Below are 18,358 nucleotides of genomic sequence, written 5' to 3'. Positions count from 1 at the left end.
CGCTTTTTGGCACGGGGGATTGTAGCGCGTTTTGCCGCACAGGGGAAACCCGATCCTGCCCGGAAATCGCGCATCTTCAATAATTTAGGGCCCTGTCGCGGGGTTTGCCGGGCGGAAGCGAGCGGCTCACCCGGTGAATCGACGTCATCCGTGACACTGCTTGTCGACCGAGCCGGGCCTATGATAGCCACACGGCCGACACCGACCTTACCACCACCTTAACGGGCGCCTTCGGACCTCAAGCCGTCTTCGGCCCGCGCTTCAGGAGAGATCAGATGACCAACGGAAACGGCGCTCCGGTCGAGCAGGCCCCGCCCCAGCTCAATGTGCTGGCGCAATACACCAAGGATCTCTCCTTCGAGAACCCGAACGCACCGGCCTCGCTCGGCCCGCAGGCGCAGCAGCCGGCGATCAACATCCAGATCAACGTCTCCGCCAACAACCTCTCGGAACACGAGTTCGAGGTCATCCTGTCGGTCGAGGGCAAGGCCGAGACCGGCGGCAAGGTGATGTTCAGCTTCGATCTGGCCTATGCCGGCGTGTTCCGGATCCAGAACGTGCCGCAGGAGAACATCCATCCGCTGGTCATGATCGAGTGCCCGCGGCTGCTGTTCCCGTTCGCCCGCGAGATCATCGCGACCTCGGTCCGCGACGGCGGCTTCCCGCCGCTGATGCTCGATCCCGTCGATTTCGTCGGCCTCTACCGCAGCAACATGGAACGCCAGGCTGCCGCCCAGGCCGCTTCGGGCGCCAAGCCGAGCTAAAAAGCCGGTTTCACTGAAATCAAACCCGTCCTTCCAAGGAGTCCGCATGTGCGGTCATCTCGGAACGGCGGGTTTTTTCGTCGTTTGGATTGATCAGGCGGCCGGAGCAGCCGCCGGCGCGGGCGGCAGATACTCGTTCCAGATCGGCTTGTCGCCCAGCGTGGCAACAAAGGCGCGGTGCAGTTCGCGATCGGCGTCGCTGACGCGCGGGCTAAGCGGAATCTCGCGTTGCCGCCGCGGCGTATCGCCGTAGCTGCCGGCGCGCGCATCGCCGCTGTCCGAGGCCAGGATCAGCTGCGACTGCCGCGCGCCGATCAGGTCGATATAGACCTCGGCCAGCAATTCGGCGTCGAGCAGCGCGCCGTGCTTGGTGCGGTGGGAATTGTCGATCTGATAGCGCGAGCAGAGATCGTCGAGCCGGTTCGACACGCCCGGGTGCTTGCGGCGTGCCAGCAGCAGCGTGTCGACCAGCTGGTCCTTCGGGATCGCCTTGCGCTTGACGCGGTCGAGCTCGGCGTTGATGAAGCTGACGTCGAACGAAGCGTTGTGGATCACCAGCGGCGTGTCGCCGATGAAGGCCAGGAACTCCTCGACCACTTCCTTGAACAGCGGCTTGCTCGCCAGGAACTCGGTCGACAGACCGTGCACGGCAAACGCCTCGGCCGGCATGTCCCGCTCGGGATTGATGTAGACGTGGTAGGTCTGCCCTGTCGGCATGCGGTTGAAGATTTCGACACAGCCGATCTCGACCAGCCGGTCGCCGCGCAGCGGATCGAGGCCAGTGGTTTCGGTATCGAGAACGATTTCGCGCATGGAGATGAAGACCGGAAAGCAAAGCGGCGAATCAGGTCCGCCGCTGCGGCATCTTAGCAACCTCTTTCAGGATGTGCTGGATCTCAGCTCGTACCGGATCGAGTCCGTGAGAAGTATCCACTATGAAATCGGCGCGCTTGCGCTTTTCGGCGTCGGGCATCTGCTTGGCGATGATGGCGTCGAGCTTCGCCGCGTCCATGGTGCCTCGCGCCAGCACGCGTTCGCGCTGCAGTTCCGGCGAGGCGGTGACGACCACGACGGCATCGACCCGTTTCTCGCCGCCGGTTTCGTAAAGCAGGGGAATGTCCAGCACGACAACAGGCACTTTCGCAGCCTCCGCATCGGCGAAGAATGTCTGCCGCGAGGTGCCGAGCATCGGATGCACGATCTGCTCGAGCTGCTTCATCGCCGCGGCATCGCCGACCACGCGCGCCGAGAGCTTTGTACGGTCGACCTTGCCGTCGGCTGTCGTTCCGGGAAATGCCGCCTCGATCGCGGGTGCCGCTTCGCCTTCATAGAGTTTGTGGACCGCGGCGTCGGCGTCATAGACGGGAACGCCGGCTTCCTCGAACAGCTTTGCCGTCGTGGACTTCCCCATCCCGATCGAGCCGGTCAAACCCAGGATCAACATCGCTCTTACACCAAGGCTTCAAACGGTGAGCAATTTTTCGCCGCGCAGGAACGCGAGCAGCGACAATAGCGGCAGGCCGAGGATGGTGAAATGGTCGCCCTCGATCCGATCGAACAGATGCACGCCGAGACCTTCGAGCTGATAGGCGCCGACGCTGGTGGTGACGGCGTTGCCAGCCTGGTCGAGATAGGCGTTTATCGCGCTTTCAGTCAGCTTCCGCATCGTCATGCGCGCCACGCTGACGTCCGAGAACAGGATCTTGCCGTCACGCGCGACGGCGACGGCGGAGTGCAGCTTATGCGTATTGCCGGCGAGGGCCGTCAGTTGCTCAGCGGCTTGCGTCCGGCCCGCCGGCTTGGAAAACATCCGTGATCCCAGCGCGAGCATCTGGTCAGCGCCGATCACATATTGGCCCGGCTTCTGCGCAGCCACGAAGAGCGCCTTTTCCTGCGCCAGCAGCGACGCGATCTCGCCGGGGGCCGAGAGGCCTGAATTCGCCTGAACAGCGCGCTCATCGATATCGGCTGGCAAAGCCTCGAAAGTGAGCCCGGCATTTTCGAGCAGCATTTTCCGCGCGCGGCTTTGCGACGCCAGGATCAACGGCAATTGTCCGCGCCAGATGCTCATTTTGACCGAATCATTCCAAGGGACGCGCGCGCTGGCGGTCGGCATAGAGCTTCATGATCGCCGCCGCGGTCTCTTCAATTGAGCGACGCGTCACGTCGAGCAGCACCCAGTTGAATTTCGCACTGAGCCGCCGCGCAAACGCGACTTCATCGGCGACCGCCTGCTTGTCGATATAGGTCTCGTTGTCGCGGTCACCCATTGTGAGCAGGCGGTTCTGCCGCACCTGGATCAGCCGCTCCGGCGTCGCGTGCAGGCTCACCACCAGCGGCTTCTTCAACGTCTCGAGCTGATGCGGCAGCGGAATGCCCGGCACCAGCGGGACGTTGGCGGTGCGGATGCCGCGGTTGGCGAGATAGATCGAGGTCGGTGTCTTCGACGTGCGGGACACGCCGACCAGCACGACATCGGCCTCCTCGAGGCCTTCGACATGCTGACCGTCGTCATGAATCATGGTGTAGTTCAGCGCGTCGATGCGCTGGAAATATTCGGCATTCAGCACGTGCTGTGCGCCGACGCGGCCGGTGGTCGCCGCACCGAGATAGGCCTCGAACAATTGCATCACCGGGCCGATGATCGACAGGCTCGGGATGTTGATTTCCTTGCACTTACCCTCGAGCCGCGAGACCAGATCTTTCTCCAGCAGCGTGAACAGCACGATGCCCGGCGATTCCTCGATCTCGTCGAGCACGCGATCGAGCTGCTTCTGACTGCGCACCAGCGGATAGACATGCTCGACCGCGGTCACATTGGCGTATTGCGCGGCGACCGCGCGCGCCACCGTGATCAGCGTCTCGCCGGTCGAGTCCGACACCAGATGGAGATGGAAATAGTTGGAGCTCGTGGGCACCAAAACCCCTGTCTAACCTGTGAATCCCTGTGGAGCTTTCGGGGGAGATTCCGCGTTGGACGGCCGACCCCGGGATATCTCATCCTTTTCTTCACAGCACTCCGAAAAAGGATAAGTCCACGCCATGTATCAGATGATAGTGGGTAGGTGTGGACTTGTCTCTTCATAAGCTGGCAATCCGCGCGCGCAAGCACTTGAGTCCGCCAGCGGAATCCCGATTGCCGGCGAGACCAGCCGGGATGTTGAGGAATGTGAACAAGGGTGAGGCCATCGCTGGATTGCCTTGCATGAGTCAAATCCACGGTCACTAAGACTCAAACCTAAGATTCTAAAATTAATAGGTTTAGGGAGAGCGAGTGAGCGGATATGTATCGGTCCCTCGCTTGGAAGCCGTTCGTCGTGACGGCAGCACTTCCCGAACCGGTCCCACCCAGAAGGCTTGCCGTGATGTACGAGTGGATCAAGGCGCTGCACATCATTGCCGTCATCTCGTGGATGGCCGGCATGCTCTATCTGCCGCGGCTGTTCGTCTATCATTGCGAGGCCGAGCCGGGCTCGAAGCAGTCAGAGACCTTCAAGGTCATGGAACGGCGCCTGCTGAAGGCGATCATCAACCCCGCGATGGCGGTGACATGGCTTGCCGGCCTCACCCTGATGTGGCTTGGCCAGTGGTACCACTCGCACTGGTTTCACGCGAAATTCCTGCTGGTGCTGATTCTGTCCGGCGTCCACGGACTTTTTTCGAAGATTGTGAAGGATTTTGCCGCCGACCGGAATCGCCGGCCTCAGAAATTCTTCCGCATTATCAATGAGGTGCCGACGCTCCTGATGATTCTGATCGTCATCCTGGTGGTGGTGAAGCCTTTCTAGGTATTTCCGTACTTGTGAGGCGTGCTTCACTCCTTCTTGCGCAGAGCGAACCGATTTTCTATATTGAGGTTATCCCACCCCACGCAGGCGGATGTGGCTGCGTCCCGGTTTCCTCGTTTGGACCGGCCGCCGCATCAGGTTTGAAGCCCTCAACCGGCACTTTCCTAGCTTAGACCTGCGGACCTTCCTTTTTGGCGTCCGCTTTTTCCAAAGCCACCTCGCTCTCCTTCCCTACTTACGATCTCACAGGACTACCCCCATGCGGGAAATCAAACTCCAGGACCTCAAATCGAAAACGCCGGCCGAGCTCGTCTCGTTCGCGGAAGAGAATGGGGTCGAGAATGCCAGCACCATGCGCAAGCAGGAGCTGATGTTCGCAATTCTCAAGCAGCTCGCCGCCGCCGAGACCGACATTGTCGGTGAGGGCGTCGTCGAAGTTTTGTCCGACGGCTTCGGCTTCCTTCGTTCGCCGGACGCGAACTATCTGCCCGGTCCGGACGACATCTACGTCTCGCCCTCGCAGATCCGCCGTTTCGGCTTGCGCACCGGCGACACCATCGAAGGCCACATCCGCAGCCCGAAGGAAGGCGAACGCTATTTCGCGCTGCTGAAGGTCAACACGCTCAATTTCGAGGATCCCGAAAAGGCCAAGCACAAGGTCAATTTCGACAACCTCACGCCGCTCTTCCCGAACCAGCGTTTCCGCATGGAGCTGGAAGACTCGACGAAAAAAGACCTTTCCGCCCGCGTGATCGACATCGTAGCTCCCATTGGCAAGGGCCAGCGCGCGCTGATCGTGGCGCCGCCGCGCACCGGCAAGACGGTGCTGATGCAGAACATCGCGCACTCCATCACCGCCAATCATCCTGACTGCTATCTGATCGTGCTCCTGATCGACGAGCGTCCGGAAGAAGTCACGGACATGCAGCGCTCGGTGAAGGGCGAGGTCGTGTCCTCGACCTTCGACGAGCCGGCGGTGCGTCACGTCCAGGTCGCCGAGATGGTGATCGAGAAGGCCAAGCGGCTCGTCGAACACGGCCGCGACGTCGTGATCCTGCTCGATTCGATCACGCGCCTCGGCCGCGCCTACAACACCGTCGTGCCGTCATCCGGCAAGGTGCTGACCGGTGGTGTCGACGCCAACGCGCTGCAGCGGCCGAAGCGTTTCTTCGGCGCCGCGCGCAACATCGAGGAGGGCGGTTCGCTGACGATCATCGCGACCGCGCTGGTCGATACCGGCAGCCGCATGGACGAAGTCATCTTCGAAGAGTTCAAGGGCACCGGTAACTCCGAGCTGATTCTCGACCGCAAGGTCTCGGACAAGCGGACCTTCCCGGCGATCGACATCTCGCGCTCCGGCACCCGCAAGGAGGAGCTGATCACCGATCCGCAGGTCCTGAAGAAGATGTACGTGCTCCGCCGCATCCTCAATCCGATGGGCACGATGGACGCGATCGACTTCCTGCTCGACAAGCTCCGGAATACGAAGAGCAACTCGGAGTTCTTCGATTCCATGAACACCTGAGGCCTTCGGCTGAAGGAAAGAGGGCGTCTCGCAGCAGCGGGGCGCCCTTTTTGCTGCGGATTTGCTGCAGCAAATTGCAGCACAAAAACACCGCTCACTCCGTGATTGCGGAGGCTGTGCAATGCGTTGATATTTATAGATTTATATTGGAATTGGTTACGTTGCGACGGGCATCAGTTGGTCAAAGTGCAGCAAAAGCGCTGCGGCGAGCTGCGAATGAGCCTCGTGAATATTGCATCGCAACATAAGCGGTATGTTGCGATGCGACATAGAATGACTTTGCCTTCGCATCCGTGCCAGACCAAATAGGCCATGCACCCACGCGACCAAACCATCTTCGCGCTGTCCTCCGGTCGACCGCCAAGCGCGATCGCGATCGTGCGGGTCTCTGGGCCAATGGCCGAGCCGGTGGTCGCGACGCTGGTCGGCAAGACGCCGGTGCCGCGGATGGCCACCCACGTGCTGCTGCGCGATCGTGCCGGTCAGCCGATCGACGACGCGGTCGCGTTGTGGTTCCCGGGGCCGGCCAGTGCGACCGGTGAGGACGTCGCCGAATTCCATGTCCATGGCGGACGCGCAGTGCTCGCGGCGATGTTCGCAGCGCTTGGTGAGTTCGAGAATGTGCGTCCGGCCGAGCCCGGTGAGTTCACGCGCCGCGCGTTCGAGAACGGCAAGCTCAACCTGACCGAAGCCGAAGGCCTCGACGATCTCATCCATGCCGACACCGATCGCCAACGGCGCCAGGCGCTGCGGCAGTTGAAGGGCCTGCTCGGCGATCGCGCGCGCGACTGGCGCGAGCAGATCATCGCGGCCTCGGCGCTGATCGAAGCCGGCATCGATTTCTCCGACGAAGGCGACGTACCCGCCGAGCTGATCGCGCCGGCGCTGGCAAAGATAAAAGCGCTGCTTGCGGAGATTCAAAAAGTCCTTGCGGCGCAGGGCCAAACTGAACGTCTGCGGGATGGCCTGGTCGTCGCGATCGCGGGCCCGCCGAATGTCGGCAAGTCGACGCTGATCAATCAGCTTGCGCGGCGCGAGGTCGCGATCGTCTCGCCGCATGCCGGCACCACGCGCGACGTCATCGAGGTGCAGCTCGATCTCGACGGCTATCCCGTCACCGTGATTGACACCGCTGGCATTCGCGAGACCGACGATCCCGTCGAGCAGGAAGGTGTGCGTCGGGCGCGCGCTCGTGCGGCCGAGGCGGATCTCGTGCTGTGGCTTGCCGATGGAGCGGCGCCGCAGAGTGCGCACCAAAGCGCAACGCCGGTCTGGCACGTGCGCAACAAGATTGATCTCGGCGCCCATCACGGATCAGGTGAGGCAAGCTCGCACCAGATGTTTGCGATCTCGGCCGCCCGTGGCGATGGGATCCCCGAGCTGATTGCCGCCCTGGTCGACTTCGCCCATGCCTACTTTGGGACCAGCGAAGGTGGCTTGATCAGCCGGACGCGGCAACGCAAATTGCTGGAGGAGACCGCCGATTCGCTCCGCCGTAGCATCGATGTCGTCGGGCAGGGCGAGGAACTCGCTGCGGAGGAACTCCGCGCTGCCGCCCATTCTCTCGGGCGACTGCTGGGCCGGGTCGATGTTGAAGACATCCTCGATGTGATCTTCCGCGAATTTTGTGTAGGGAAGTAATATTACTTCGTTCAGACGCAGACCCGTTTGTTTCACGTGAAACAAGGTTTCTGAGCGGGCTCTAAGTCGGCTGTTTCACGTGAAACATCCGTCTCCTCCAACTTCCTTCTTCCGGCTTTCATCACTCCGCGATAGAAGTCCCGCCATGATTTCAGCTGCTGACACCTTCGACGTCATCGTGATCGGTGGCGGCCATGCCGGCTGTGAGGCCGCGAGCGCGGCTGCCCGGATGGGCGCGCGGACGGCGCTGGTCACCCATCGCTTTTCGACCATCGGCGCGATGTCCTGCAATCCTGCCATCGGGGGGCTCGGCAAGGGTCATCTGGTCCGTGAGGTCGACGCGCTCGATGGTCTGATGGGTCGGGTGGCGGATGCCGGGGGCATCCAGTTCCGCATGCTCAACCGCCGCAAGGGTCCCGCAGTCCGCGGACCTCGTGCTCAGGCTGACCGGAAGCTTTATGCGGCCGCGATGCAGGCTGCGATCACGGAGACTGCCAATCTCAGGGTGGTCGAGGGCGAAGCCGACGAGCTTCTGGTGTCCGACCGCCGGGTTACGGGGATCCGTCTCGGCGATGGCCGGACCTTCTCGGCCGGTGCCGTTGTGATCACCACCGGGACATTCCTTCGGGGTCTGATCCATCTCGGCGAGAGGAATTGGCCCGCCGGCCGGGTTGGTGAGGCCCCCGCGATGGGTCTTTCCGCTTCGTTCGAACGTGCGGGCTTCACCCTGGGTCGTTTGAAGACCGGCACTCCGCCACGTCTCGATGGCACCACAATCGACTGGTCGGCGGTCGACATGCAGCCCGGAGACGATCCGCCAGAGCCGTTCTCGGTGATGACCGATCGGATCATGACCCCGCAGATCCAGTGCGGGATCACCCGGACCACTCCGGCGACCCATGAGGTGATCCGGGCCAATGTCCATCGTTCTCCGATGTACTCCGGCCAGATCAAGAGCAGCGGCCCGCGCTATTGCCCCTCGATCGAGGACAAGATCGTCCGCTTCGGGGACCGCGATGGCCACCAGATCTTCCTGGAGCCGGAAGGCCTCGACGACAGCACGGTCTATCCCAACGGCATCTCCACCTCGCTGCCGGAGGAGGTCCAGCTCGCAATCCTGGCCTCGATTCCCGGCCTTGAGCGGGTGAAAATGGTCCGTCCGGGCTACGCGATCGAATACGACCACGTCGATCCCCGCGAGCTCGATCCGACCCTGCAGACCAAGCGGCTCCAGGGTCTCTTCCTGGCAGGGCAGATCAATGGGACGACCGGCTATGAGGAAGCAGCCGGGCAGGGCATCGTTGCCGGGCTGAATGCGGCCTTGGCCGCCAGCGGGACTGACCCGATCGTGTTTGATCGGGCCGATGGCTATCTCGGGGTCATGATCGACGACCTCGTCACCCGTGGGATCACCGAGCCCTATCGGATGTTCACCTCGCGTGCCGAATATCGGCTGACCCTGCGGGCGGACAACGCCGACCAGCGCCTGACCGATAAGGGCATTGTCCTGGGATGCGTGGGTGAGGGACGGGCGCAGCGCCATCGGACCAAGATGGCGGCGCTGCAAGCCGCGAAGGCACTGACGAAGTCGCTGGCGATCACCCCGAACGAAGCCGCCAAGCACGGCCTGTCGCTGAACCGCGACGGTCATCGCCGCTCGGCCTTCGAACTGCTGGCCTATCCGGAGATCGAATGGGCTGCGGTCCAGACGATCTGGCCGGAGCTCTCAGCCATCGCCCCGGCGATTGCCGTGCATCTCGAGATCGACGCCAAATACGATGTCTATCTGAAGCGCCAGACCGCCGACGTTGACGCGTTCCGTCGCGACGAGGGCTTGCTGCTCGCCGATGTCGACTACGGCGACGTGCCTGGTCTCTCCAATGAAGCGCGCGCCAAGCTGCAGAAGGCGCAGCCGCGGACCGTCGGCCAGGCCGGCCGGATCGACGGCATGACCCCGGCGGCGCTCGGAATCCTGGCGGCGTATCTGCGGCGTAAGGCGCGGCGGAAGGCCGCGAAAGTTTCGGCGTAAACGTTTCACGTGAAACGTGGTCGTTCAGGGCCACGCAAAGTCGGCTTGCGCCGAATGACTGGCGACACAAATGGGCTCCCCAATTCTGCCGGCTGATAAAGCCGCCGCTCTCGCGCTAACCCCTGTTTCACGTGAAACGGAAGAGCGCCTTGACCGCTACGTGGCTCTCCTCCTGGAGTGGCAGGCCAAAACCAATCTCGTCGCGCCTTCGACGCTTCCAAACCTCTGGACGCGCCATATCTCAGATTCGCTGCAGCTCCTGAGCCTTGCGCCCGCGGCAAAGTCCTGGGTCGATCTCGGCAGTGGTGGCGGCTTTCCGGGCGTGGTGCTGGCCTGCGCGCTGGCGGAAACGCCAGGCACGACGGTCCATTTGGTCGAGCGAATCGCGAAAAAGGCTGCGTTCTTGCGTGAGGCCGTCCGAGTCACATCCGCGGCGGGGGCTGTGCACCTCGCTGATATCGGGGATACTGTGGATAGAATCACCGGCCCGGTCGATTGCGTCACCGCGCGGGCGCTCGCTCCGTTACACCAACTCATCGGCTTTGCGGAGCCGTGGGTCAGAAAGGGCGCAAAAGCGCTGTTTCTGAAGGGTCAAGATGTAGAGGCCGAATTGACCGAGGCCACTAAATATTGGAATATCAAGCCGGAACTACATTCCAGCCGCACCGGCGGAGGCGGTTGGATCGTTGAGCTCGGATCGATCGACCGACGCTAGGGGAAACCGCCACAGCAAGTGGTATTTTGGTATGACCGTGATGGATGAGGTTTTTCAAGAGGATAGGGCGCCGCATCCGCCGGGCCGGCCGCGCATCCTGTCGCTGGCCAACCAGAAGGGCGGCGTCGGCAAGACAACCACGGCGATCAATCTTGGTACGGCACTCGCTGCGATCGGCGAGCGCGTCCTGATCGTCGACCTCGACCCGCAGGGCAATGCCTCGACTGGCCTCGGCATCGATCGCCGTAACCGCAGCTGCTCGACCTATGACGTGCTGATCGGCGAAGCGCCGCTGCGCGATGCGGTGGTCGCGACCGCCGTGCCGCGGCTGCACATCGCCGCCTCCACCATGGACCTCTCCGGTCTCGAGCTCGAACTCGGCACCACGCCTGGCCGTGCCTTCCGTCTGCGCGATGCCATCGCGGAGCTCAACACCAACGCTGAGCCCGGCAACGACTACACCTATGTGCTGATCGACTGCCCGCCGTCGCTCAACCTGCTCACCGTGAATGCGATGGCGGCGTCGGACGCGATCCTGGTGCCGCTGCAGTGCGAGTTCTTCGCGCTCGAAGGTCTGTCGCAATTGCTGCAGACGGTGGAGCAGGTGCGCTCGACGCTCAACCCGAACCTGTCGATCCACGGCATCGTGCTGACCATGTTCGACTCGCGCAACAACCTCTCCAACCAGGTTGTCGCCGACGTGCGCCAGTTCATGGGCTCGAAGGTCTACAACACCATGATCCCGCGCAACGTGCGGATCTCCGAGGCGCCGTCCTACGGCAAACCGGTGCTGGTCTACGATCTCAAATGCGTCGGCAGCGATGCGTATCTGAAGCTCGCGACCGAAGTGATCCAGCGCGAGCGCGAACTGCGCACGCATTGACGGTAGGGTGGGCAAAGGCGTCTTCGCCGTGCCCACCATCTCTTGCACAAATCGGTGGGCACGCTTCGCTTTGCCCACCCTACGATTCAAGTTCTTGACGTTGGAGTACTGCGAGTGAATCCAAGGGAGCTGGCAATGGCCGACGAAGCGCGTTCGCGACTGGGGCGCGGGCTTGCAAGTCTGATCGGGGATGTCGGCGGTGAGGCCGCCCATGTCGAGCGGCCGCGCACGCAGCGCAAGGTGCCGATCGAATTCTTGAAGGCCAATCCGCGCAACCCGCGCCGGACCTTCGCCGACACCGAACTCGGCGAGCTCGCCGAGTCGATCAAGCAGCGCGGCGTGATCCAGCCGATCGTGGTCCGCGCCATCAAGGGCACGCAGGACCGCTTTGAGATCATCGCCGGCGAACGCCGCTGGCGCGCCTCGCAGCTCGCCGGCCTTCACGAAGTGCCGATCGTGCCGATCGAGGTCAGCGATTCCGACGCGCTCGAGATCATGATCATCGAAAATATCCAGCGCGAGGACCTCAACGCGATGGAGGAGGCGCAGGGCTATCATTCGCTCGCCGACGAGTTCAAACATAGCCAGGACGAGATTGCGAAAATCGTCGGCAAGAGCCGCAGCCACGTCGCCAACATGATGCGGCTGACCAAGCTGCCGGGCGAAGTCCAGGCGCTGATCTCCAAGGGCGATCTTTCGGCCGGCCATGCTCGCGCGCTGATCGGCGTGCCGGATCCGCTGGCCGCCGCCAGGCGCATCGTCGCCGAGGGCCTCAATGTCCGCCAGGCCGAGGCGCTGGCGCATGAGGAGGGCGTGCCGGAGCGCAAGCCGCAGAAGGCGCGGAGCGGTACGGCCAGGCCGGCGAAGGATGCCGACACCATCGCGCTCGAAAAACGCGTCAGCGATGCGCTTGGTCTGACCGTGACCGTCAACCACCGCGATCCCGGCGGCTCCGTGCAGATCAGCTACCGCAACCTCGAGCAGCTCGACGAGGTGGTGCGGCGGCTGGAAGGCGGTTAGCCCCGAAACTCTCTGCGTCATTGCGAGGAGCGTTAGCTACGAGCAATCCATGTTTCCTTAGTGGAGATATGGATTGCTTCGCTTCGCTCGCAATGTCGTCTTTCCAAAAATAGGCGCTACCCCCGCCGCTTCGCATTCGCGGCGATCGACAGCAGTGCGCGCTGGCCGATCACGGCGGCGAGCGAGGCCTGCTTGCGCATGTCGAGGGCGGCGGTCGCGAGCTGCTCGATGATGCCGACCAGGCGCTGCGGCGTGAAATTGCGCAGCGCGATTTCGACCGCGGCCTTGCGCGAAAAGTGCAGCCGCGGATATCCGCTTTCGAGCACCACCGATGCCGGCGTGCCGTCCGCGATCGTGAGCGCCGATTTATGCAGCCACGCCGCATGACGCTGCGCGGCCATGATGATCAAGCCGGGATAGGTGCCGGCGACCATCGCCTTCGTGAACTCAGTCTCGACCAGCGTCGCGTTGCCGGCGAAGGCGCCGTCGACGATCGGATCGAGCTTCAGCTCTGAGGCATCAGACACTACGGTCATGACATCGTCGAGCGTGATCTCGCCCTTGCCATGGGCGAACAGCGCGAGCTTGCGCAGCTCGTTGCGCGAGGCGAGGCGGTCGCCACCGAGCAGCGACATCAGCACCGCACGGGCATCCTGCGCCAGCCGCAGATTGGAGACGCGCAGCTCGTCCTCGATCAGTTTGGTGAGATCGCGCTCGGTGTCGGGATAGCAGCCGATCGCGACCGCGTTCTTCGCCTTCTCGCAGGCCTTGCGGAGCGGCGATTCCGGCCGCAGCTCGCCGGCCTCGATCACGATGCGGCAATCCCTGAGCGGCATCTCGGCCAGCGTATCGACGCCGCTGGCAAAGCTGCGTGACCCGGCGCGGACGCGAATGGCGCGGCGGCCGCCGAACAGCGGCACCGTCATCGCTTCATCCACCAGACGCGACGGCTCGGCGGCGAGCTCGTCGCCTTCGAGGCGCACCAGTGAAAACGGATCGTTGGGATCATCGACGGCCGAGGCCATCAGCGCGTCGGCGCGCTCGCGGACCAGGCCGGCATCGGGGCCGTAAAGAAGAATGATCGGGCGGCCGGCATCGGGCCGGGCGAGGAAGCTGTCGATCTCTTTTCCGCGAAGAGCGACCAATGCGGTGCTCAGGTCCCGGCGGTGAAGAACGAGGCGAGGCGGGTGTTGATGTTGTCGGCGATCTCCTGCGCGGCGCGGTCCTCGGCGTCGCGGAAGGCGCGCGAGCGGGCGAAGCGCTGGTAGGAGCCCGGCATGTCATAGGACACGCGCGAGAACGTCGTGCCGGTCATGACCGACTTGTTGGTCGCGATCTCGATCAGATTGTACTGCGCGTCGATGCCGTAATTCTCCGACGTCGGCAGGCCGGTCGCCGACGACACCATCAGCGAGGAGCGGCTGGAGGAGAAGCGGATCACCAGCTTGTGCGTCGGCGGCATGCCGGTGGCGTTGCCGTACAGCTTGAACGCCAGCGCGTTGCGGACCTCGACGCCGACCCGCGCCTCGCGCGAGGCGTTTGCCTTGTCGATCGGCGGCAGCTCCACGCCCATCAGCTTTTCGCGCAGGCCGGGGGTGCCGTCGGTGTGCTCGGCATACATCGGCTGGAAGCAGCCGGCCGTGAGCGCGGCCAAGGCGGCCACGGCCAAAAGCCTGGCGGCGATCCGGGTCCTAGCCGACAACATTGACGATCCTCATGGGCACTACGATCACCTTGCGGACGGGCTTGCCGCCCAAAGCGAGTTTTACCGCATCGAGGGCCAGGACGGCAGTCTCAATATCCGGATTTTGGGCGGCCCGTGGCACGGTTACATCACCCCGCTTCTTGCCATTGACCTGGACGACCAGGGTCACGGTGTCTTCGACCAGCAAATCGCGTTCGATTTGGGGCCAATCGGCCTCCGAAATCAGCCCCTGCTGGCCCAAAACCACCCAGCACTCCTCGGCCAGGTGGGGCATCATGGGCGCAAACAATTGAACAAGGATGACGGCGGCTTCCTTCACTGCCCAGGCGGTGTCGGGGGACGGGGTTCCGCCCTTGCCCAGCACCTCGGCCAGCGCATTGGTGAATTCGCGGATATGGGCGAGGCAGACGTTGAAGTGCAGCCGCTCGATCCCGGACGACACCTTGTCCAGCGCGCCATGGGCGGCCTTGCGGAGGCCCAGCGCCTCGGCGCCGAAGCTTGCCGGCCGCTCCGCCGGCGCGCCCTTGGCGATCTCGCCCGCTTCGTTCACCAGCCGCCACAGCCGCTGCACGAAGCGCGAGGCGCCCTGGACGCGCTCGTCGCTCCAGATCACGTCCCGATCGGGCGGCGAGTCTGACAGCATGAACCAGCGCGCGACGTCGGCGCCGTAGCTCGCGATGATGTCGTCGGGGTCGACGGTGTTCTTCTTCGACTTCGACATCTTCTCGATCGGACCGATCGTGACGTCCTCGCCGGTTGCAAGCAGCGTTGCACGGCGGCCGTTGCCACCAGCCTCGACCTTCACCTCGGCCGGCTGCACCCAGCTGCCGTCGGCCTTCTGATAGGTCTCGTGCACCACCATGCCCTGCGTGAACATGCCGGCGAACGGCTCGCTCATGTCGATGTGGCCGGTCGCCTTCATCGCGCGGGTGAAAAACCGGCTGTAGAGCAGATGCAGGATCGCGTGCTCGACGCCGCCGATATACTGGTCGATCGGCAGCATGCGGTTGGCGACGCCGGGCGTCGTCGGCGCCTTGTCGTTCCAGGGATCGGTGAAGCGCGCAAAGTACCAGGACGAGTCGACAAACGTGTCCATGGTGTCGGTTTCACGCTGGGCCTTAGCCCCACACTTCGGACAGCTGACGTGCTTCCAGGTCGGATGATGGTCGAGCGCGTTGCCCGGTTTGTCGAAGCTGACATCCTCCGGCAGCACCACCGGCAGCTGATCGTCAGGCACCGGCACCACATCGCATTTCGGGCAATGGATCACCGGGATCGGACAGCCCCAATAGCGCTGGCGCGAAATGCCCCAGTCGCGCAGCCGGAAGTTCACCTGTCGCTCGCCCACGGCGGCGTTGCCGCGCATCTCGTTTTCCAGGCGTTTTGCGACATCGTCCTTGGCTTGCTCGATGGTCATGCCATCGAGGAAGCGCGAATTGATCATGCGGCCTTCGCCGTCATAGGCGACATCCGTGATCACGAACGCCTTTGGGTCCTGGCCCTCGGGGCAGACCACCGGGACATTGCCGAGATTGTATTTGTTGACGAAGTCGAGGTCGCGCTGGTCGTGCGCCGGGCAACCGAAGATCGCGCCGGTGCCGTATTCCATCAGCACGAAGTTCGCGACATAGACCGGCAGCTTCCAGTTGGGATCGAACGGATGAACGGCCTTGATGCCGGTGTCGAAGCCCTGCTTCTCGGCGGTGTCGATAATCTCCTGCGCGGTGCCGATCTTCTTGATGTCGGCGATGAACGCGGCGAGCTTCGGGTTCTTCGCGGCAGCCGCCTGCGCCAGCGGATGATCCGCCGAGATCGCCATGAACTTCGCACCGAACAGCGTGTCCGGGCGCGTCGTGAAAATCTTCAGCTCGCTCTCGCCGGCCGGCGTCGTCGCCTGATCCAGCGCGAAGCGGATCAGCAGACCTTCCGAGCGGCCGATCCAGTTGCGCTGCATCAGCCGCACCTTGTCGGGCCAGCGGTCCAGCCCGTCCAAAGCGTCCAGCAGCTCCTGCGCGTACTTCGTGATCTTGAAGACCCACTGGCTCATTTCGCGCTGTTCGACCACGGCGCCCGAACGCCAGCCGCGTCCGTCGATCACCTGCTCGTTGGCGAGCACGGTCATGTCGACGGGATCCCAGTTCAGCTTGCGCTTCTCGCGTTCGGCGAGCCCGGCGCCCAGCATGTCCAGAAACATCTTCTGCTGATGCTTGTAGTAGCTGGGATCGCAGGTCGCGAACTCGCGCGCCCAGTCGAGCGACAGGCCGATCGACTGCAGCTGCTTCTTCATCGCGGCGATGTTGTCGTAGGTCCACGCCTTCGGCGCCACCTTGCGCTCGATCGCGGCGTTCTCCGCCGGCAGGCCGAACGCGTCCCAGCCCATCGGGTGCAGCACGTTGTACCCCTTGGCGCGCATGAACCGCGCCAGCACGTCGCCCAGCGTGTAGTTCCGGACGTGCCCGATGTGGATGCGCCCCGACGGATAGGGAAACATCTCGAGGACGTAGTATTTCGGCCGCGGATCGTCGTTCCTGGAGGCAAAGATCGCCTTCTGGTCCCACTGGCGTTGCCAGCGGGGCTCGGATTCACGGGCGTTGTAGCGTTCGGAGGTCATCTGGGTGTTCTTACGGAGGTTTTTCGGCCGTCTCGGGACGGCGGACTAGGCCATAGAATCAGCTGGGGGGTCAACGGCTTGAAGCCTGTTTCGGCCCGTTTTGGCCGATCCCGGAAAGCACGTCGCTATGCGATCGGGTTGAGGGGCATTTAAGGATTTTATGGGAACCTGCCTCGGAAAACGGCAGCAAACCAACAGGGTAGGAAACTCCGGCACGTGACGGCGGCCTTCGACGAGCTCGATTTCGAGTACGCGACCTCGGTCGCGGAAAAAGCCGTCCGCGGCATGGACGCCCAGCGCGTGCCGCCGACCCCGAACAATTTCCACGTCTGGTTCAACTACGCCCTTGGCGCGCCGCCCGCGCTGAAGCGGGCGATCGACATCCTGATCGGCAACAAGCGCAAATTCGACGTCCATACCAACCGCGAGCTGTTCGAGAGCTATGTCGGCTCCAAGGCCTCCGACGAGGCCGTCGCCTTCAGCGTCTCCCAGCAGCTGCATGACGTGATGGCCTCGGCCCAGCGCTTCCTGACCGAGGCGATTGCCGAGAATCGCGACCACCTCGCCGCGATCAGCGATGTCGCCGAGCAGACCGAGGCGGGCGTCGACCCGAAAATCCTGGTCGAGAGCCTGATGCGCGAACTCGCCAACGCCGCGACCCGGGCGACCCAGCTCGAGGCCAGCTTCAACGAAAAGTCGCGCGAGCTCGACACCATCCGGGAGTCCCTGCTCCAGTCCGAAGCGCGCGCCAAGACCGACACCCTGACCGGTCTCGCCAACCGCCGCGCGCTCGAGGAGTTCTTCCGCGAGGCCCAGATCGCGGCGATGGAGCAGGACGATCCCGTCAGCATCCTCTTGATCGACATCGATCACTTCAAGCGCTTCAACGACACCTACGGGCACGGCGTCGGCGACCAGGTGCTGAAGCTGATGGCGACCGTGCTGCGCGAGCGCGTCCGCGACTTCGATCTGCCGGCGCGCTATGGCGGCGAGGAGCTGATCGCGGTCTGCCCGAGGGCGAACCTCGCAATGACAGCCGAGATCGCCGAACGCATCCGCCGCGCCGTTGCCGAATGCCACATGCGGCGCCGCTCGACCGGCGAAGCCCTGCCCGGCATCACCGTCTCGATCGGCGTCGCCCAATTCCGCGGCGGCGAGACCATGGCCGATTTGATCGACCGCTGCGACCGCGCTCTGTACCGCGCCAAAGATCAAGGGCGGAATCGCGTGGTGACGGAGGCCGAGCTGGAGAGCGAGGCGGCGGAGTAGCTGCTCTATCCGCACAATGAATTTGGGTTGGTTCACGGGCCCTCTCCCACCGTCGTCCTGACGAAAGTCAGGACCCATAACCACCGGGTCGTGTTGTGAAAGGGATCGTGGCCCCAGCGCCGCGCAGCAATTCGCATTTGGGGTAATGGGTCCTGGCGTTCGCCAGGACGACGAGTCTGTGGTGCACAGCAATCTCAATCACTCGCAGCTTCGCATTCTCGCGACATGATTTGCCCGAGTTTTCCATCTCGTTCCGCCCTCTCTCGATAGCGAGGGCGCAGGGAAGACCGGGTGCACGCCGCACCCGCGGTCTCATGCGCCATGTGCACAAAAGAGTGCGCGCACGAGCATACAGGTTCGGCGGAGGCATCCGGCCTTCCCTGCGCGATGGCTTTACGGCTTATACGT

At 63.4% G+C, this 18,358-nt stretch carries 16 protein-coding genes; 9 read left to right on the top strand and 7 right to left on the bottom strand.

Annotated elements, in window-relative coordinates:
* Window positions 1-275 precede the first annotated feature (275 nt).
* The gene (secB, locus tag JQ604_RS40550) at window positions 276-764 is read left to right on the top strand and encodes a protein-export chaperone SecB (protein ID WP_212366369.1); all 489 of its coding nucleotides are present in this window, start codon (window positions 276-278) and stop codon (window positions 762-764) included.
* A gap of 93 nt (window positions 765-857) precedes the next feature.
* Here the strand turns inward: secB and dnaQ are convergent, their stop codons facing one another.
* The 4 genes from dnaQ to JQ604_RS40530 are packed head-to-tail and all read right to left on the bottom strand — an operon-like array spanning window position 858 to window position 3,682.
* A complete protein-coding gene (dnaQ, locus tag JQ604_RS40545) occupies window positions 858-1,577 on the bottom strand; it encodes a DNA polymerase III subunit epsilon (RefSeq protein WP_212366368.1) in 720 nt (239 codons plus the stop codon).
* A 31-nt stretch (window positions 1,578-1,608) separates the two neighbouring features.
* Window positions 1,609-2,208 carry a dephospho-CoA kinase gene (gene coaE / locus JQ604_RS40540; RefSeq protein ID WP_212366367.1) on the bottom strand — a complete coding sequence of 200 codons (600 nt, stop codon included), beginning with the start codon at window positions 2,206-2,208 and terminating at the stop codon, window positions 1,609-1,611.
* Between the two features lie 18 nt (window positions 2,209-2,226).
* Window positions 2,227-2,835 carry a Maf family protein gene (locus JQ604_RS40535; protein ID WP_212366366.1) on the bottom strand — a complete coding sequence of 203 codons (609 nt, stop codon included), beginning with the start codon at window positions 2,833-2,835 and terminating at the stop codon, window positions 2,227-2,229.
* Between the two features lie 10 nt (window positions 2,836-2,845).
* Entirely contained in the window at window positions 2,846-3,682 is an 837-nt protein-coding gene (locus JQ604_RS40530) for a pyruvate, water dikinase regulatory protein (protein ID WP_212366365.1), read from the bottom strand.
* Between the two features lie 447 nt (window positions 3,683-4,129).
* Here JQ604_RS40530 and hemJ point away from each other — a divergent pair, with 447 nt between their 5' ends.
* The 7 genes from hemJ (at window position 4,130) to JQ604_RS40495 (ending at window position 12,365) form a co-directional block, all read left to right on the top strand.
* A complete protein-coding gene (gene hemJ, locus JQ604_RS40525) occupies window positions 4,130-4,552 on the top strand; it encodes a protoporphyrinogen oxidase HemJ (protein WP_212366385.1) in 423 nt (140 codons plus the stop codon).
* 259 nt (window positions 4,553-4,811) lie between these two features.
* The gene (rho, locus tag JQ604_RS40520) at window positions 4,812-6,077 is read left to right on the top strand and encodes a transcription termination factor Rho (RefSeq protein ID WP_212366364.1); all 1,266 of its coding nucleotides are present in this window, start codon (window positions 4,812-4,814) and stop codon (window positions 6,075-6,077) included.
* Window positions 6,078-6,389: 312 nt separating this feature from the next.
* A complete protein-coding gene (mnmE, locus tag JQ604_RS40515) occupies window positions 6,390-7,718 on the top strand; it encodes a tRNA uridine-5-carboxymethylaminomethyl(34) synthesis GTPase MnmE (RefSeq protein ID WP_212366363.1) in 1,329 nt (442 codons plus the stop codon).
* Window positions 7,719-7,863: 145 nt separating this feature from the next.
* Entirely contained in the window at window positions 7,864-9,747 is a 1,884-nt protein-coding gene (gene mnmG, locus JQ604_RS40510) for a tRNA uridine-5-carboxymethylaminomethyl(34) synthesis enzyme MnmG (RefSeq protein WP_212366362.1), read from the top strand.
* Window positions 9,748-9,817: 70 nt separating this feature from the next.
* The gene (rsmG, locus tag JQ604_RS40505; RefSeq protein WP_212366361.1) at window positions 9,818-10,462 is read left to right on the top strand and encodes a 16S rRNA (guanine(527)-N(7))-methyltransferase RsmG; all 645 of its coding nucleotides are present in this window, start codon (window positions 9,818-9,820) and stop codon (window positions 10,460-10,462) included.
* A gap of 31 nt (window positions 10,463-10,493) precedes the next feature.
* Window positions 10,494-11,345, top strand: a complete 852-nt coding sequence (locus tag JQ604_RS40500; protein WP_212366360.1) for a ParA family protein — start codon at window positions 10,494-10,496, stop codon at window positions 11,343-11,345.
* A 135-nt stretch (window positions 11,346-11,480) separates the two neighbouring features.
* A complete protein-coding gene (locus JQ604_RS40495) occupies window positions 11,481-12,365 on the top strand; it encodes a ParB/RepB/Spo0J family partition protein (protein WP_212366359.1) in 885 nt (294 codons plus the stop codon).
* Window positions 12,366-12,481: 116 nt separating this feature from the next.
* Here JQ604_RS40495 and holA read toward each other — a convergent pair whose 3' ends face one another.
* From holA to leuS, 3 genes are read right to left on the bottom strand one after another with little or no spacing between them, the layout of a single operon-like run.
* On the bottom strand, window positions 12,482-13,510 hold the full coding sequence (gene holA, locus JQ604_RS40490) for a DNA polymerase III subunit delta (protein ID WP_212366358.1): 1,029 nt from the start codon (window positions 13,508-13,510) through the stop codon (window positions 12,482-12,484).
* A gap of 8 nt (window positions 13,511-13,518) precedes the next feature.
* Window positions 13,519-14,070 carry an LPS assembly lipoprotein LptE gene (lptE, locus tag JQ604_RS40485; protein ID WP_212366357.1) on the bottom strand — a complete coding sequence of 184 codons (552 nt, stop codon included), beginning with the start codon at window positions 14,068-14,070 and terminating at the stop codon, window positions 13,519-13,521.
* Complete coding sequence (leuS, locus tag JQ604_RS40480) at window positions 14,057-16,681, bottom strand: leucine--tRNA ligase (RefSeq protein WP_212366356.1); 2,625 nt, start codon at window positions 16,679-16,681, stop codon at window positions 14,057-14,059. The genes lptE and leuS overlap by 14 nt, the downstream gene beginning before the upstream one ends.
* A 285-nt stretch (window positions 16,682-16,966) precedes the next feature.
* Between leuS and JQ604_RS40475 the strand changes: the two genes are divergently transcribed.
* Entirely contained in the window at window positions 16,967-17,950 is a 984-nt protein-coding gene (locus JQ604_RS40475; RefSeq protein WP_212366384.1) for a GGDEF domain-containing protein, read from the top strand.
* Window positions 17,951-18,358 lie beyond the last annotated feature (408 nt).

The sequence above is a fragment of the Bradyrhizobium jicamae genome (genome assembly GCF_018130695.1).
GTDB lineage: Bacteria > Pseudomonadota > Alphaproteobacteria > Rhizobiales > Xanthobacteraceae > Bradyrhizobium > Bradyrhizobium jicamae_B.
This window is presented reverse-complemented; position numbering and strand designations above follow the sequence as displayed.